Annotated in this window: 18 protein-coding genes; 13 read left to right on the forward strand and 5 right to left on the reverse strand. The window is 69.0% G+C overall.

All coding sequences use genetic code 11. The features are described 5' to 3' along the window. Positions 1 to 19: 19 nt before the first annotated feature. The 11 genes from atpB to ABZ738_RS03905 all read left to right on the forward strand — a co-directional run bounded on the left by atpB (position 20) and on the right by ABZ738_RS03905 (position 9,899). Positions 20 to 799, forward strand: a complete 780-nt coding sequence (gene atpB, locus ABZ738_RS03855) for a F0F1 ATP synthase subunit A (protein ID WP_131052265.1) — start codon at positions 20 to 22, stop codon at positions 797 to 799. 85 nt (positions 800 to 884) lie between these two features. Beyond that, entirely contained in the window at positions 885 to 1,109 is a 225-nt protein-coding gene (atpE, locus tag ABZ738_RS03860; protein ID WP_357210735.1) for an ATP synthase F0 subunit C, read from the forward strand. A 29-nt stretch (positions 1,110 to 1,138) separates the two neighbouring features. Then, on the forward strand, positions 1,139 to 1,669 hold the full coding sequence (locus ABZ738_RS03865) for a F0F1 ATP synthase subunit B (RefSeq protein WP_131052264.1): 531 nt from the start codon (positions 1,139 to 1,141) through the stop codon (positions 1,667 to 1,669). Further along, positions 1,669 to 2,490, forward strand: coding sequence for a F0F1 ATP synthase subunit delta (locus ABZ738_RS03870; protein ID WP_357210738.1), 822 nt, complete (start codon positions 1,669 to 1,671; stop codon positions 2,488 to 2,490). Before ABZ738_RS03865 ends, ABZ738_RS03870 begins: the two co-directional genes overlap by 1 nt. A 92-nt stretch (positions 2,491 to 2,582) precedes the next feature. Next, positions 2,583 to 4,226: a F0F1 ATP synthase subunit alpha gene (gene atpA / locus ABZ738_RS03875; protein ID WP_357210741.1), complete on the forward strand. Its 1,644-nt coding sequence runs from the start codon at positions 2,583 to 2,585 to the stop codon at positions 4,224 to 4,226. Positions 4,227 to 4,235: 9 nt separating this feature from the next. Continuing rightward, a complete protein-coding gene (locus tag ABZ738_RS03880) occupies positions 4,236 to 5,174 on the forward strand; it encodes a F0F1 ATP synthase subunit gamma (RefSeq protein ID WP_131052261.1) in 939 nt (312 codons plus the stop codon). Beyond that, positions 5,174 to 6,625: a F0F1 ATP synthase subunit beta gene (gene atpD / locus ABZ738_RS03885; RefSeq protein ID WP_117225973.1), complete on the forward strand. Its 1,452-nt coding sequence runs from the start codon at positions 5,174 to 5,176 to the stop codon at positions 6,623 to 6,625. The genes ABZ738_RS03880 and atpD overlap by 1 nt, the downstream gene beginning before the upstream one ends. 226 nt (positions 6,626 to 6,851) lie before the next feature. Beyond that, positions 6,852 to 8,000, forward strand: coding sequence for an LCP family protein (locus tag ABZ738_RS03890; protein WP_131052260.1), 1,149 nt, complete (start codon positions 6,852 to 6,854; stop codon positions 7,998 to 8,000). An 89-nt stretch (positions 8,001 to 8,089) separates the two neighbouring features. Next, complete coding sequence (locus ABZ738_RS03895; RefSeq protein ID WP_131052259.1) at positions 8,090 to 8,374, forward strand: F0F1 ATP synthase subunit epsilon; 285 nt, start codon at positions 8,090 to 8,092, stop codon at positions 8,372 to 8,374. 12 nt (positions 8,375 to 8,386) lie between these two features. Then, entirely contained in the window at positions 8,387 to 8,845 is a 459-nt protein-coding gene (locus ABZ738_RS03900) for a DUF2550 domain-containing protein (RefSeq protein WP_131052258.1), read from the forward strand. A gap of 247 nt (positions 8,846 to 9,092) precedes the next feature. Further along, positions 9,093 to 9,899, forward strand: a complete 807-nt coding sequence (locus ABZ738_RS03905) for an SGNH/GDSL hydrolase family protein (protein WP_357210748.1) — start codon at positions 9,093 to 9,095, stop codon at positions 9,897 to 9,899. 31 nt (positions 9,900 to 9,930) lie between these two features. Here the strand turns inward: ABZ738_RS03905 and ABZ738_RS03910 are convergent, their stop codons facing one another. Both ABZ738_RS03910 and ABZ738_RS03915 read right to left on the reverse strand, forming a co-directional pair. Next, complete coding sequence (locus ABZ738_RS03910; RefSeq protein WP_131052256.1) at positions 9,931 to 10,350, reverse strand: VOC family protein; 420 nt, start codon at positions 10,348 to 10,350, stop codon at positions 9,931 to 9,933. Continuing rightward, the gene (locus tag ABZ738_RS03915) at positions 10,326 to 10,898 is read right to left on the reverse strand and encodes a cob(I)yrinic acid a,c-diamide adenosyltransferase (protein WP_131052255.1); all 573 of its coding nucleotides are present in this window, start codon (positions 10,896 to 10,898) and stop codon (positions 10,326 to 10,328) included. Before ABZ738_RS03915 ends, ABZ738_RS03910 begins: the two co-directional genes overlap by 25 nt. Between ABZ738_RS03915 and murA the strand changes: the two genes are divergently transcribed. Continuing rightward, on the forward strand, positions 10,897 to 12,339 hold the full coding sequence (gene murA, locus ABZ738_RS03920) for a UDP-N-acetylglucosamine 1-carboxyvinyltransferase (RefSeq protein ID WP_131052254.1): 1,443 nt from the start codon (positions 10,897 to 10,899) through the stop codon (positions 12,337 to 12,339). The genes ABZ738_RS03915 and murA overlap by 2 nt on opposite strands. A 75-nt stretch (positions 12,340 to 12,414) precedes the next feature. After that, positions 12,415 to 13,263: a 3-hydroxyacyl-CoA dehydrogenase family protein gene (locus ABZ738_RS03925; RefSeq protein WP_131052253.1), complete on the forward strand. Its 849-nt coding sequence runs from the start codon at positions 12,415 to 12,417 to the stop codon at positions 13,261 to 13,263. Between the two features lie 145 nt (positions 13,264 to 13,408). Here the strand turns inward: ABZ738_RS03925 and ABZ738_RS03930 are convergent, their stop codons facing one another. From ABZ738_RS03930 to ABZ738_RS03940, 3 genes are all read right to left on the reverse strand, one after another. Beyond that, positions 13,409 to 14,254, reverse strand: coding sequence for an ABC transporter permease (locus ABZ738_RS03930; RefSeq protein WP_131052252.1), 846 nt, complete (start codon positions 14,252 to 14,254; stop codon positions 13,409 to 13,411). Next, positions 14,251 to 15,141, reverse strand: a complete 891-nt coding sequence (locus ABZ738_RS03935; protein WP_357210753.1) for an ABC transporter ATP-binding protein — start codon at positions 15,139 to 15,141, stop codon at positions 14,251 to 14,253. The genes ABZ738_RS03930 and ABZ738_RS03935 overlap by 4 nt, the downstream gene beginning before the upstream one ends. A 160-nt stretch (positions 15,142 to 15,301) precedes the next feature. After that, entirely contained in the window at positions 15,302 to 15,601 is a 300-nt protein-coding gene (locus tag ABZ738_RS03940) for a DUF1540 domain-containing protein (protein WP_131052250.1), read from the reverse strand. Positions 15,602 to 15,652: the final 51 nt, after the last annotated feature.

Below are 15,652 nucleotides of genomic sequence, written 5' to 3' on the forward strand. Positions count from 1 at the left end.
GAGTGCGGAGGATGACACGGTGAGCGCACAGCTTGTCGCCGCTGAAGGGCTGCCCTGGCCCCCGGGGGTCTCGGACTTCTATCTGCCGGAAGTGGCCGGCCCATTCGTCACCAAGTTCACCCTCATGATCTGGCTGGCCGTCGGCCTGCTGATCATCTTTTTCATGGTCACCTATCGGAACCCGAAGCTGGTGCCGACCAAGGGCCAGTGGATGGCGGAGTCGATCTACGGCCTGGTCCGGGACAACATCGCCAAGGAACAGATGGGCAGCGCGGGCGTCAAGTTCGCGCCCTATTTCACGGTGCTCTTCTGCTACATCGCGTTGACCAACCTCTTCGGCATCATCCCGGGGTTGCAGATTTCGCCGAACTCGCACATCGCCTTCCCGATCGTGCTCGCGGCGATCACCTACGTGATGTACATCTACATGGGCATGCGTACGCACGGCGTGGGCGGCTACCTCAAGCAGAGCCTGATCCTGCCGGGCATCCCGTGGCCGATGCACATCCTGCTGATCCCGATCGAGTTCCTGCAGACCTTCATCAACCGGCCGGTCACGTTGGCGGTGCGTCTCTTCGCCAACATGTTCGCCGGTCACCTGATCCTGCTGGTCTTCACCATCGGTGGCTTCGTGCTGCTCGCCTCGGACAACATCTTCATCCAGGCGACCTCGATCTTCTCGTTCATCATGGCGATCGTGATGGCCTTCTTCGAGGTGCTGATCGCGCTGTTGCAGGCATACGTCTTCGTCACGCTGAGCGCCAACTACATGGGATCGGCGCTCGCAACCGAACACTGATCCTTTTCGCGGGGCACCCGCCCAAAGCTTCAGGTACGACCGGTACGCGTGAAACCTCACGTGTCAAACAGGAGGAATACCCGCAATGAGTGCTATTGCTGCGATCAGCGGTAACGTCAACACGATCGGCTACGGCCTCGCCGCTGTCGGCCCCGCGATCGGCGTGGCCCTGATCTTCGTGGCGTACATCAACTCCAGCGCCCGTCAGCCCGAGTCGGCCGGCTACAACCGGACCTGGCTGGTCCTGGGCTTCGCCCTGGTCGAGGCGCTCGCCCTGTTCGGCCTGGTGCTCGCCTTCGCCGTTAACTGACCGTCCGCTTCCCGACCCGGAGGTCTGAAATGTTTGTCGCCGCCGAAGGTGTGGAGCACCACCCGCTCGTGCCGCTGTGGCAGGAGCTGGTCATCGGGACGATCGCCTTCGCCCTGCTCTGCTTCGTGCTGCTGAAGTTCGTCATGCCGCGCATCGAGGCGATGTACCAGGCGCGGGTCGAAGCGATCGAGGGTGGCCTCAAGCGCGCCGAGGCGGCGCAGGCTGAGGCCAACCAGCTGCTCGAGCAGTACCGTGCCCAGCTCGCCGAGGTGCGTACCGAGGCGGCACGGATCCGGGACGACGCCCGGGCCGACGCCGAGTCGATCCGCACCGACATCCTCGCCAAGGCGCGGGAGGAGTCCGACCGGATCATCGCCGCCGGCCGGGACTCGTTGGCTGTGGAGCGTGAGACCATCGTGCGCGAGCTGCGCGCGGAGGTCGGCGGTCTCGCGGTCGACCTGGCCGGCCGGATCGTGGGCGAGTCGCTCGCCGACGAGGCCCGCCGCAAGGGCACCGTCGAGCGGTTCCTCACCGACCTCGAGAGCGCGGGGGCCCGCTGATGCAGGCCGCCAGCCGGGAGTCCTACACCGCCGTGAGTCAGCGGCTGGAGGAGTACGTCCGGGGCGCCGATTCGACGGCTCTCGCCACCACCGGTGCCGAGCTGCTCGCCGTGGCGGACCTGCTGCGGCGGGAGGTCCGGCTGCGTCGGGCTCTCTCCGACCCGGCCCGTGCCGGTGCGGACCGCAGCGGCCTGCTCACCTCGGTGCTCTCCGGCAAGGTCGGCGCGGACACGCTCGACCTGCTCGGTGCACTGGTCGCCGGCCGGTGGTCGGCACCGTCGGAGCTGCTCGACGGTGCCGAGCGTCTCGGTGTGCAGGCGCTGCTCGCCAGCGCGGACCGCGCCGACGACCTCGGTGAGGTGGAGGACGAGCTGTTCCGCTTCGGCCAGGTGGTCGCGGCGGACCGGCGGCTCTCCAACGCCCTGTCCGACCCGGCGGCACCGGTGGCCCAGCGGGCCGAGCTGATCGGGATGCTCCTGACGGGCAAGGCACGGCCGGTGACGGTGCGACTGGTGGAGGCGGCACTGGCCGGCTTCGGCGGTCGGTCGTTCTCCGCCGCGCTGTCCCGGCTGGTGGAGCTGGCGGCCGAGCGCCGTGACCGTCAGGTCGCGTACGTGACCGTCGCGGCCCCGCTGACCGCGGAGGAGGAGAGCCGGCTCACCAACCAGCTCTCGGCCATCTACGGCCGGGCGGTCGCGGTGAAGCTTACGGTTGACCCGACGATCCTCGGCGGAGCGAGCGTCCGGGTGGGTTCGGACCTGTACGACGGGACGATCCTGCGTCGCCTCAACGAGACCCGCAACGCGCTCGCGAAGCGCTGACCAGCACCCCGCGAAGCGCCCGGAATAACAGTCGACCCGAGGACCGGTCGGTACTAGGTATCCCGGGCCCCTGATACTTAAGGAAGCAGAGGATGGCCGAGCTGACCATCTCGACGGAGGAGATCCGCGGCGCCCTGGAGCGCTACGTCTCCTCCTATTCGCCCGACGTCTCCCGTGAAGAGGTCGGTACCGTCGCTGACACCGGCGACGGTATCGCCCACGTCGAGGGCCTGCCCTCGACCATGACCAACGAGCTGCTCGAGTTCGAGGACGGCACGCTCGGCGTGGCGTTGAACCTCGACGTCCGCGAGATCGGTGTCGTCGTCCTGGGCGACTACGCCGGCCTCGAAGAGGGCCAGCGGGTCAAGCGCACCGGCCGGGTGCTCTCCGTGCCGGTCGGTGACGCCTTCCTGGGGCGCGTGGTCAACGCGCTCGGCGTCCCGATCGACGGCCTCGGCGAGATCGCCGACGAGGGCTACCGCGAGCTGGAGCTCCAGGCCCCGAACGTGATGGCCCGGCAGTCCGTCTCCGAGCCGATGCAGACCGGCATCAAGGCCATCGACGCGATGACCCCGATCGGTCGTGGCCAGCGGCAGCTGATCATCGGTGACCGGAAGACCGGCAAGACCACGGTCGCCCTGGACGCCATCCTCAACCAGCGCGAGAACTGGGCCTCCGGCGACCCGACGAAGCAGGTCCGCTGCATCTACGTCGCCATCGGCCAGAAGGCCTCCACCATCGCCTCCATCAAGGGGCAGTTGGAGGAGGCGGGCGCGATGGAGTACACCACCATCGTCGCCTCCCCGGCCTCCGACCCGGCCGGCTTCAAGTACCTCTCCCCGTACACCGGCTCGGCCATCGGTCAGCACTGGATGTACGGCGGCAAGCACGTCCTGATCGTCTTCGACGACCTGAGCAAGCAGGCCGAGGCGTACCGGGCCGTGTCGCTGCTGCTGCGTCGCCCGCCGGGCCGTGAGGCGTACCCGGGTGACGTCTTCTACCTGCACTCCCGTCTGCTGGAGCGCTGCGCGAAGCTCTCCGACGAGATGGGCGGCGGGTCGATGACCGGTCTGCCGATCATCGAGACGAAGGCCAACGACATCTCGGCCTTCATCCCGACCAACGTCATCTCGATCACCGACGGTCAGATCTTCCTGGAGACCGACCTGTTCAACCAGGGCGTCCGGCCGGCGATCAACGTCGGTACCTCGGTCTCCCGGGTCGGTGGCGCGGCGCAGGTGAAGCCGATGAAGAAGGTCTCCGGTTCGCTGCGGCTGAACCTGGCCCAGTACCGCGAGCTGGAGGCGTTCGCCGCCTTCGCCTCGGACCTGGACAAGGCCTCCCGCGCCCAGCTCGATCGTGGTGCCCGCCTGGTGGAGCTGCTCAAGCAGCCGAACTACTCGCCGTACTCCGTGCAGGAGCAGGTCATCGCGGTCTGGTCCGGCACCGAGGGCAAGCTGGACGACGTTCCGGTCGGCGACGTGCGGCGCTTCGAGACCCAGTTCCTGGAGCACCTGCGGCGCAAGCACAACGCCACGCTGCTGGCGATCGCGGACAACAAGTGGGACGACGAGATCATCGCCACCCTCGACGCGGCCGTCACGGAGTTCAAGCAGGGCTTCCTCGGCCGGGAGGACGAGCGCACGATCAACGAGGCGCCGGCGGCGCCGCTGGAGGGCGAGGCCGAGCAGGAGACGGTCACCCGCTACAGCGCAGCGCCGGCCCAGAAGCGTTAGGGCCGGGCCATGGCGGCGCAGGTACGTGTTCTTCGTCAACGCATTCGCTCGGCGAAGGGGATGAAGAAGATCACCAAGGCGATGGAGCTCGTGGCGACGAGCCGGATCGCCAAGGCCCAGGCCCGGGTGGAGGCGTCCCTGCCGTACGCCCGGGCCATCACCGGCGTGCTCACGGCGCTGGCGTCCAACGCGTCGGTCGACCACCCGTTGCTGACCCCGCGCGAGCGGGTGCGGCGGGCGGGCGTGCTGCTGGTGACCGCCGACCGGGGTCTGGCCGGCGGTTACAGCTCCAACGCCATCAAGACGGCGGAGTCGCTGGTCGCGCGGCTCAAGGAGGACGGCAAGGAGCCGGTGCTCTACGTCGTCGGTCGCAAGGGCGTCTCGTTCTACCGGTTCCGTAACCGGCCGATCGAGGCGAGCTGGACCGGCTTCTCCGAGCAGCCGTCGTTCGCCGACGCCCGCGAGGTGGGCGAGACGCTGGTCAAGGCGTTCTCGGCCGGCGCGGACGACCTCGACGGCGGTCCGGGTGCGGACGGGGTACTCGGGGTGGACGAGTTGCACATCGTCTTCACCGAGTTCAAGTCCCTGATGACCCAGACGCCGGTGACCCGGATCATCGGTCCGCTGCAGGTGGAGGAGCGGCCTCGGTCGGAGGCGGCCCCCGGGCTGCTGCCCGACTACGAGTTCGAGCCGAACCCGGAGGAACTGCTCGACGCGTTGCTGCCGAAGTACATCAACACGCGGATCTACGCGGCGTTGCTGGAGTCGGCGGCGAGCGAGTCGGCGGCCCGGCGGCGGGCGATGAAGAGCGCCACCGACAACGCCGAAGAGATGATCGACAAGTACACGCGTGAGATGAACTCGGCCCGCCAGGCCGGGATCACCCAGGAGATCAGTGAGATCGTCGGCGGCGCCAACGCGCTGGCCGCGTCGGGAAGTGAAGTGTGATGACTGTTTCCACTGCTGGAGGACCAGCCGAGACCACGACCGCCACCGGTCGCGTGGTCCGGGTCATCGGCCCGGTCGTCGACGCCGAGTTCCCGCGCGACGCCATGCCGGACCTCTTCAACGCCCTGCACGTGAACGTGTCCCTCTCCGGTGGCGAGAAGACGCTGACCCTGGAGGTCGCCCAGCACCTGGGTGACAACCTGGTCCGCGCGATCTCGATGCAGCCGACCGACGGTCTGGTCCGGGGCGCCGAGGTGCGGGACACCGCCTTCCCGATCCGGGTGCCGGTCGGCGACGCGGTCAAGGGCCACGTCTTCAACGCGATCGGCGAGTGCCTCAACCTCACCGAGGGCGAGACCATCTCCGCCGACGACCACTGGGGCATCCACCGCAAGGCCCCGGCCTTCGCGGACCTGGAGCCGAAGACCGAGATGCTGGAGACCGGCATCAAGGTCATCGACCTGCTCGCCCCGTACGTCAAGGGCGGCAAGATCGGCCTGTTCGGCGGTGCCGGCGTGGGCAAGACGGTGCTCATCCAGGAGATGATCACCCGAGTCGCCCGGAACTTCGGTGGTACCTCCGTCTTCGCCGGTGTGGGGGAGCGGACCCGTGAGGGCAACGACCTCATCCACGAGATGACCGAGTCCGGCGTCATCGACAAGACCGCGCTGGTCTTCGGTCAGATGGACGAGCCGCCGGGCACCCGGCTGCGCGTCGCGCTCTCCGCGCTGACCATGGCGGAGTACTTCCGTGACGTGCAGAAGCAGGAGGTGCTGCTCTTCATCGACAACATCTTCCGCTTCACCCAGGCCGGGTCCGAGGTCTCCACCCTGCTGGGCCGGATGCCCAGCGCGGTGGGTTACCAGCCGACCCTCGCCGACGAGATGGGCGAGCTCCAGGAGCGGATCACCTCCGTCAAGGGCCAGGCCATCACCTCGATGCAGGCGATCTACGTGCCGGCGGACGACTACACCGACCCCGCCCCGGCCACCACCTTCGCCCACCTGGACGCCACCACCAACCTGGAGCGGTCCATCTCCGACAAGGGCATCTACCCGGCGGTGGACCCGCTGGCGTCCTCGTCGCGGATCCTCGCCCCGGAGTTCGTCGGCCAGGAGCACTTCCAGGTGGCCAGCGAGGTCAAGCGGATCCTCCAGCGCTACAAGGACCTGCAGGACATCATCGCCATCCTCGGTATCGAGGAGCTCTCCGAGGAAGACAAGATCACGGTCCAGCGGGCCCGTCGGATCGAGCGCTTCCTGTCGCAGAACACCTACGCGGCGGAGCAGTTCACCGGTGTGCCGGGCTCGACGGTCCCGATCAAGGAGACCATCGAGGCGTTCCGGAAGATCAGCGAGGGTGAGTACGACCACTTCCCCGAGCAGGCGTTCTTCATGTGCGGTGGGCTCGACGACCTGGAGAAGAAGGCCGCCGAGCTGATGAAGGGCTGACCCTTCGGTTCGAACGAAGAAAGGCCGTCCCGGTTCACGCCGGGACGGCCTTTCGTTCATCTACGGGACGTACCATCCTGGCTGCCCGGTTTCCCGTGCTCGGCGATCACGCCGTGCCCGAGATACCGTCTAGTGCAGCTCAGGCGCGGATGAGCGGCGAACGACTTAAACCTTTCGGCTACGCGGACCCGTACACCTCCCGGGGACGCGACGAACGGAGAAGCTTGTGGGCAAGGCCGGCAGGGGCGGTACGCGCGGCACGCGTGGTGGCAAGAAGACGTCGATCTGGCGGGGCGTACCGCTGTGGGCGAAGCTCTGCACCATCTTCGGCGTGGTGCTGATGATGGTCAGCGGCACGTCGCTGGTGGGGGCCGAGGCGCTGATGGCCCGTTACGAGGGGGCGATCGGCAAGGCCGACCTCTTCGGTGACCAGGCGGCGGGCGAGGCCAAGAGCGACATCGAGGGCCCGCTCAACATCCTGCTGGTCGGCATCGACCCGGTCCGGGACGACCGGCCGCCGCTGAGCGACGCCATCATGATCCTGCACGTGCCGAAGGAGATGGACCGGGCGTACCTCTTCTCCCTGCCCCGGGACCTCTACGTCGAGATCCCCGCGTTCCCCAAGGCGAACTTCAACGGCAGCACCACCAAGCTGAACGCGGCGATGTCCTTCGGCAGCCGGGTGCCCGATGGGAAGCCGGACGCCGCGCGCGGCTTCGAGCTGCTCGCCCTCACCGCGCAGAAGGTCACCGGCATCGAGCGGTTCGACGCCGGTGCGATCATCAACTTCTCCGGCTTCCAGAAGATCGTCGACGCGATGGGCGGCGTCACGATGAACATCGAGCGGGAGGTCCGTTCCCGGCACCGCCAGCCGGACGGCAAGCACCGTGAGGGCCGGCCCGGCGGTGGGGGCTACATCGGGCCGCAGGCGATCTATCCGAAGGGCAAGCAGCACCTGCAGGGGTGGCAGGCGCTGGACTACGTCCGCCAGCGCTACCCGGAGAACGGTGTGCCGGACGGTGACTACGGCCGGCAGCGGCACCAGCAGCAGTTCGTCAAGGCGATGGCCGGTCAGGCGCTCAGCGCCGACGTGGTGACCAACCCGGTGAAGCTGGACCGGGTGCTGCGGGCGGCCGGTGAGTCGTTGATCTTCAGCGGCCGGGGGCACAGCGTGATCGACTTCGGCCTCGCGCTCAAGGACATCCGGCCCGGCAACATTCAGATGATCAAGCTGCCGGGTGGCGGGATCCTGCAGAACGGCAACTACCTCGGCGAGCGGTTCGAGCCCGAGGTGGACGACTTCTTCGTCGCGCTGGAGCGGGAACTCCTGGACCCGTTCCTGCTCGAACATCCCAAGTTCGTCAACAAGGGCTGATCGCGGCGTGGCTCCCGGCACCCGCATGAAGCACAGGTCAGGGCCGCGACTAGACTTTCCCCAATCCGCCGCCTCAGCAAGGAGACAGCGTGGCACAACACCTTAACGTCCAGCTCGTGGCCGTCGAGGAGAAGGTCTGGTCGGGCGAGGCCGAGATGGTCATGGCCCGTACGACCGAGGGTGAGCTGGGTGTGCTGCCGGGGCACGCGCCCCTGCTCGGCCAGCTCGCCGACTCCGGCCAGGTCCGCATCAAGCTGCCCGGCGGCGAGCAGGTCGTCTACGAGGTGGCCGGCGGCTTCCTCTCGGTGAACGAGCGGGGCGTGACTGTGCTGGCCGAGACCGCGACCCGGGCCTCCGCCGCTCAGGGCAACTGAGCCGACCCGCCGATGGAGATCGTCGAAGGGGTCGGAATCGGCGTCGCCGTGATCCTCGGCGCGATCCTGGTCCTCTTCGCCCGGCGGGCGCTGGTGACCCGTAGCGGAGGGATCATCCGGCTCAGCGTGCGGACCTCCACCATGCTCGACGGCCGTGGTTGGGCGCCCGGCTTCGGCCGCTTCGCCGGTGACGAGCTCCGCTGGTACCGCCTGGTCAGTTTCGCGGTGCGGCCCAAGCGGGTGCTGTGCCGCGAGGGGCTGACCGTGGATCGACGGCGCCTGCCCGAGGGGCAGGAGCGAATGTCCATGCCCTCGGACTGGATCATCCTCCGGTGTAGCAGCGGACATGCTCCGGTCGAGATCGCCATGGCGCGATCCACCGTCACCGGATTCCTCTCCTGGCTCGAGGCCGCCCCTCCGGGGGCGGCCTCGCCGCGTCTGGCCTCGTCGCAGGACTGGCCCGCCGCCTGATCGATCTCGTGTCTCAACGGCACGCACCGGGTGTGTGCCGTGTCCGGCCGTGTCCCGGTGTGTCGCTCCCGCCCGTCTGACCGGTCCCGGTAACCGACCTCAGCGCCACCACCGTGCCCGTGCGGTGGTGGCACATCCGTGCCAGATCTCGCCCGGGTGTCCGGTGGAATCGCCTAGAGATCTTCCCTTCATCGATATCTAGTGATATCAATCTCCGAACGTCCCCCTGCTACCCCGGAGTAACGACGTGCGGAGAACCCGTCTGGCGACGCTTGCCACAAGCATGGTCGTCGCCCTCGCCACCACCCTCAGCCTGACCGCCGCCCCCGCCCAGGCGGCACCGAGCGACCACTACGTGGCCCTCGGCGACTCGTACGCCTCCGGAGTGGGTGCCGGTAGCTACACCTCCGAGAGCGGCTCCTGCCAACGCAGCACCGCCGCCTATCCGGCGCTCTACGCGACCCGTGTCGGCCCGGCGTCGTACCGCTCGGTCGCCTGCTCGGGCGCCACCACCACCAGCGTGGTCAACACCCAGCTCTCGGCCCTGGCCAGTCGGACCACGCTGGTCAGCGTCACCGTCGGCGGCAACGACGTCGGCTTCGGCACCATCATGAGCACCTGCGTGCTCCAGGGCACCACGGAATGCGTCGCCGCGGTCGACGCGGCACAGGCCAAGGCCCGAGCCGACCTGCCGAGGCTGCTCCGGGCCGTCTACGACGGGATCAGGAGTCGGGCACCGTCGGCCCGGGTGGTGGTCACCGCCTACCCGGTCTTCTATCAGCTCGGCACGATCTGCGCGGGACTCAGCGCGACCTCCCGCACGAAGATCAACGAGGGCATCAACCTGGTGAACGACATCATCCGCACCGCCGCCCTGGCCGCCGGCTTCGCGTTCGCCGACGTCCGCTCCCAGTTCGTCGGCCACCAGCTCTGCAGCTACGGCGAGAAGTGGCTGCACGCGCTGAACTTCGCCAACATCGGCGTCTCCTACCACCCGACGGCGGCCGGCCAGTCCGGCGGGTACTACCCGGTCTTCCGCGCCGTGGCCGGCTGAGCGAGGCTCGTCCCGGCCGGCCGGGCGGGGGTCACGAGGTGGCGGCGACCAACTCCACCTCGTACCCCTGCCCGTCGGTCAGGTAGGCGGCGTACGTGTCGGGGCCACCGGCGTGCGGGTGGCGGTCCGGGAACAGCAGCGTCCAGCCGTACCCGGGAGCAGTGGCCACCAGGCGGTCGACGGCGGCCGGCGGGCCGGCGTGGAAGGCCAGGTGGTTCAGGCCGGGCGCGAGACGGTCATGACGCCGCCCGGAGAGCGCGGGGGACTCCTCCAGGACGAGGTACGTCGGGCCGAGCCGCCAGGACCGACCGGCCGGCCACTCCTGGAAAGGGGTCCAGCCCAACTGGCCGAGGAGCCAGCCCCAACTGCGCATCGAGACGCCCAGGTCGGGTACCCAGACCTCCACGTGGTGCAGTGCTCCGAGCGTCAACGACCTCCGCCCGGAACCCATAGCACGTCTCCGTCCGGATTTGCCGTTCTTGCCAGAATAAAGAGTAGATCCGACAACCGGTTGAGATACTTTGCCGGGAGATGGCTGGTCCGGTCGGGGTCGTGTGCGACGAGGGCCCATGCCGACCGCTCGGCGCGCCGGGCGACGGTCCGCGCCGCGTGCAGCAGTGCCGCACCCGCGGTACCGCCGGGGAGGATGAAGGAGTCGAGCTTGCTCAGGCGCCCGTTGTACTCGTCGCACCAGCCCTCAAGGCGCTCGACGTACTCCTCGGTCACCCGCAGGGGCGGGTACTTCGGGTCTGGTTCGACCGGGGTGGACAGATCCGCCCCCACGTCGAACATGTCGTTCTGGATCGGCCCCAGCACCGCTCGCAACCCGTCGTCGAGCCCGCCCAGGGCGAGCGCCATGCCGATGGTGGCGTTGCACTCGTCCACGTCGGCGTACGCGGCGATCCGTGGATCGTTCTTCGGCACCTGCTCGTTGTTGCTCAGCCTGGTCATGCCGGCGTCGCCGGCCTTGGTGTAGATGCGCGTGAGGTGGACGGCCATGACGCACAGCCTACGGATACCGGACCTGACGATCCCGACTCGGCCGACAGCCGGTACGGGCTGGTCCAGCGGGGTCGGCCCGGGTGACGCGGGTGACGCGGCGGTCGCCGACGTCGACGTCATCCGGGTACGCGGCGGAGCCCGGCTCGCCGGCACCGTGCACGTGGTGGGGGCGAAGAACTCCGCGTTGAAGCTGATGGCCGCCGCGCTCCTGGCGCCGGGCCGGACGGTGATCACCAACGTGCCCCGGATCACCGACATCGCCATCATGGGCGAGGTGCTGCGCCGGCTCGGCTGCGGCGTGCGCTTCGACGCCGACGAGCCGGTGGACCCGATGGTCGCCGTCGGCGGGGTGGCCCGGTCCCGCTCGGTCACCATCGACGTGCCGGAACAGCCCGGCGTCGAGGCCGACTACGACCTCGTCCGCCGGCTGCGGGCGTCGATCTGCGTACTCGGGCCGCTGCTGGCCCGGCGCGGCTACGTCCGGGTGGCCCACCCGGGCGGCGACGCGATCGGTTCGCGCGGTCTGGACATGCACATCTCCGGGTTGACCCGGATGGGCGCCGACATCTCCGGCGAACACGGCTTCGTGATCGCCGCCGCGCCGGACGGCCTGCGGGGCGCGGAGATCACGCTGGACTTCCCGAGCGTCGGCGCGACCGAGAACCTGGTCATGGCCGCGGTGCTGGCCGAGGGCACCACCGTGATCGAGAACGCCGCCCGCGAGCCGGAGATCGTGGACATCTGCACCATGCTCCAGCGGATGGGCGCGGTGATCGAGGGGGAGGGGACCTCCACGATCACCATCGTCGGCGTACCCCGGTTGCAACCGGTCCGGCACGCCACGGTGGGCGACCGGATCGTCGCCGGTACCTGGGCCTTCGGCGCGGCGATGACCTGTGGCGACGTGACCGTGACCGGTCTCGACCCCGGCTTCCTGGAGGTCGCGCTGGACAAGGTCGTCGCGGCCGGCGGCCTGGTGGAGACGCGGCCGGACGCCTTCCGGGTACGCATGGACGACCGCCCCCGGGCGGTGGACGTGGTGACGCTGCCCTACCCGGGCTTCGCCACCGACCTGTTGCCGATGGCGATCGGGCTCGCCGCGCTCAGCGAGGGCGCGTCCCTGATCACCGAGAACATCTTCGACGGCCGGTTCATGTTCGCCAACGAGATGATGCGCCTGGGCGCGGACATCAAGACCGACGGCCATCACGCCGTCGTACGCGGACGCGAGCAACTCTCCGGCGCACCCGTGCGCGCCACCGACATCCGTGCCGGCGCGGGACTGATCATCGCCGGGCTCTGCGCCGACGGGGTGACCGAGGTGTCGCACGTGCACCACGTCGACCGGGGGTACCCCGACTTCGTGGCCGACCTGCGGGCGCTCGGCATCGAGGTGGAGCGGGCCACCGCGCCGGAGGAACCCGAACTGACCATCTGAGCCTCCTTAGCCTTCGTTCAGGCTCGCCGACTAGGGTGCAGGAAGACACTCGAAATCGCAGCGAGGGAGTATCAGATGGCGGGTCGACTCGCGGTCGTGGGCGCCGGGCTGATGGGCTCGGGCATCGCACAGGTGGCGGCACAGGCGGGCTGGCAGGTGGTGCTGCGGGACCTGGACGACGCGGCCACCCGGCGCGGTCTGGACGGCATCCGTACGTCGCTGGGGAAGTTCGCGGAGAAGGGCCGGATCTCCACCGATGACGCCGAGGCGGCGCTGGGACGGATCACGGCCACCACCGACCTGGAGGCGGCGGCCGACGCGGACATCGTGGTCGAGGCCGTCTTCGAGCGGCTGGAGATCAAGCACGAGGTGTTCCGCGCGCTGGACAAGATCTGCAAGTCCGACGCGGTGCTGGCCACCAACACGTCGGCCATCCCGGTCACCCAGATCGCGGCGGTCACCGAACGGCCCGAGGCGGTCGTCGGCACCCATTTCTTCTCGCCGGTGCCGATGATGAAGCTCTGCGAGCTGATCCGGGGCTACAAGACCAGTGACGCCACGCTCGACACGGCGAAGTCGTTCGCCGAGGAGATCGGCAAGACCGTGGTGGTGGTCAACCGGGACATCGCCGGTTTCGTCACCACCCGGCTGATCACCGCACTGGCGATGGAGGCGGTCCGGCTGGTCGAGACCGGCGTGATCTCCGCCGAGGACCTGGACACCGCCTGCAAGCTCGGCTTCGGGCACGCCATGGGGCCGCTCGCCACCGTCGACCTGACCGGCGTGGACGTGCTGCTCAACGCCACCCGCAACATCTACACCGACACCGGTGACGAGAAGTTCTTCCCGCCGGAACTGCTCCAGCGCATGGCCACCGCCGGCGACCTGGGCCGCAAGACCGGCCAGGGCTTCTACTCGTACTGACCGGATGAAAGGAGGGGTCCCCTGCTAACGCCTCGTGCATAGCAGGGGACCCCTTTTAACGGCGCTGCCCGTCGAGGGCTGCCGGGTTGTTAGCAGGGGACCCCTGCTCTACCGCAGGCGTTAACAAGGTGCCCTTCCTTGCACCTCAGCCGTCGCGGCGGGTGGTCCAGCGGAAGGTGGTCAGGCAGAGCACCAGGCCGATCACGCACCAGGCGCCCAGCACCAGCGCGACCCGGGTCAGCTCGAACGAACCACCCGGTTCGTTGGCGCCGAAGCTCTCCGGCAGGAACACCGCCCGCAGCCCCTGGCACATCCACTTGAGCGGGAAGATGGCCGCCACCTGCTGCATCCAGCTCGGCAGGTTGGTGAAGACGAAGAACACCCCGGAGATGAACTGGAGCACCAGGGCGACCGGGGTGACCACGGCCGAGCCGCTGCGTGCCGTACGGGCCAGGGACGAGATGGCGATGCCGCAGAGGGTGCAGGCGGTGATGCCCAGCGCGCTGACCCAGCCGAAGGTGACCCAGGCGGTCGCGGTGGTCGGCAGGCTCAGGTCGAACAGCAGCACCGAGACCGTGAGCAGCAGTGCGGTCATCACCACGCCGGTCACCAGCACCATGATCACCTTGCCGGCGAACCAGACCCACTTCGGCATCGGCGTGCCCCGGTACCGCTTGAGCACGCCCCGGTCCCGCTCGATCGGGATCCAGATGCCGAGGTTCTGGAAGCTGACCGTCATCAGGCCGGTGGCGATCATTCCGGTGATGAAGTACTGCGTGTAGCTGACACCCTCGCCGAGGTCGCCGTCGAAGATCGACGCGAAGATCAGCACCATGATGATCGGGAAGCCCAGCGTGAAGACGACGGACTCCCGGCTGCGCAGGAACTGCCGGATCTCCATGCGGCCCTGGCGCAGGGCGAGACCGCCGGGTCCGGGGCGGCGGGTGGCGGGGGCGGCGACCGGGGCGTCCGGTCGGGTGGTGGTGGTCATGAGTGTCCGATCATCCGCAGGTAGATGTCCTCCAGCGTGGGCCGGGTGACGGTCAGGCCGGGCACCTCGCCACCGAAACGCGCGGCCAGTTCGGCCACCAGCGCCGTCGGCGTCGCGCTCTGCGCGCTCTCCGACGTGCCCTCCGGGGTACGCCAGGAGACCGTGGCCAGCGCGTCCTGCCGGTTGCCCAGCTCGGCGGGTACGGCGACCTCGACCAGCCGGCCGCCGGCGATGACGCCCACCCGGTCGGCGAGCGCCTCGGCCTCGTCCAGGTAGTGCGTGGTGAGCACGATGGTGGTGCCGGCCGCGGAGAGGTCCCGGATCAGTTCCCAGAACTCGCGGCGGGCCTCCGGGTCGAAACCGGTGGTCGGCTCGTCGAGGAAGAGCAGTTCGGGACGGCCGATGATGCCCAGCGCCACGTCCAGGCGACGCTTCTGCCCGCCGGAGAGGGTGTGCGTACGGGCGCCGGCCTTGGCGGTCAGCCCCACCCGGTCGATCACCTTGTCCGGGTCGTCGCCGTCGGGATAGAAGCCGGCGAAGTGGTGCACCACCTCGGCCACGGTCAGCTCGTCGAACTCGCCGGTGCCCTGGAGCACGATGCCGACCCGACCCCGCCAGTCGCGCACCGAGCGGCCCGGTGCGCGGGATCCGCCCGACCGGGAGCCGTGGGCGAAGGAGGGGTCGGCGTCCAGTACGCGTACCTCACCGGCGTCGCGCTGCCGGTAGCCCTCCAGGATCTCCACGGTGGTGGTCTTGCCGGCGCCGTTCGGGCCGAGCAGAGCGAACACCTCGCCCCGCTGGACGTCGAGGTCCAGATCGGCCACGGCGACGTTGTCGCCGTACGCCTTGCGCAGGCCCCGGACGTGGATCGCGACGTCGTCACTCATGCCGTCAAGTGTGCGGGGCGCCCGGGTCAGCCGTCCGCACCGGGGGGTGGTGGTTCCTCCCCGTCACGGGCGACTCGGACCCGGGCGTCACCGTCGTTCCGCTGTGCGGTTCTGCACAGTTCCGGGTCCGTCCGCCCGGCGGACGCCACCCGGAGGCCGATCAGCGGTGGCTGTACGTCATGCAGTCGGCCATGTCGGCGTCCGGGCCGACCTTGATCGACGGGGCCTGGCACTCCAACTGCTGGTTGTGCCGACAGTCGGCCCGTTGGCACGCGCCCACCTGGGCCACCTGGCCGTCGATGCCGGCGCGGACGGCCGGCATCTCGATGAACGTGTGGCAGTGCGCGTGGTCCATGCTGCCGATCGTGATGGCGAAGGCGTTGCAGTCGCCGGTGTGGTTGTACGCGCAGGCGGACACCACGCACTCCTGGACCCGGGGCATCTCCATCGCTGCGGTCATGACCCACCCTCCTCCGTTGATTTGCCCTAATTTTAGGCTTTCGGAGGGCTG

The organism is Micromonospora sp. NPDC047793, assembly GCF_040642635.1.
In the GTDB taxonomy this organism is placed as follows: Bacteria; Actinomycetota; Actinomycetes; order Mycobacteriales; family Micromonosporaceae; genus Micromonospora.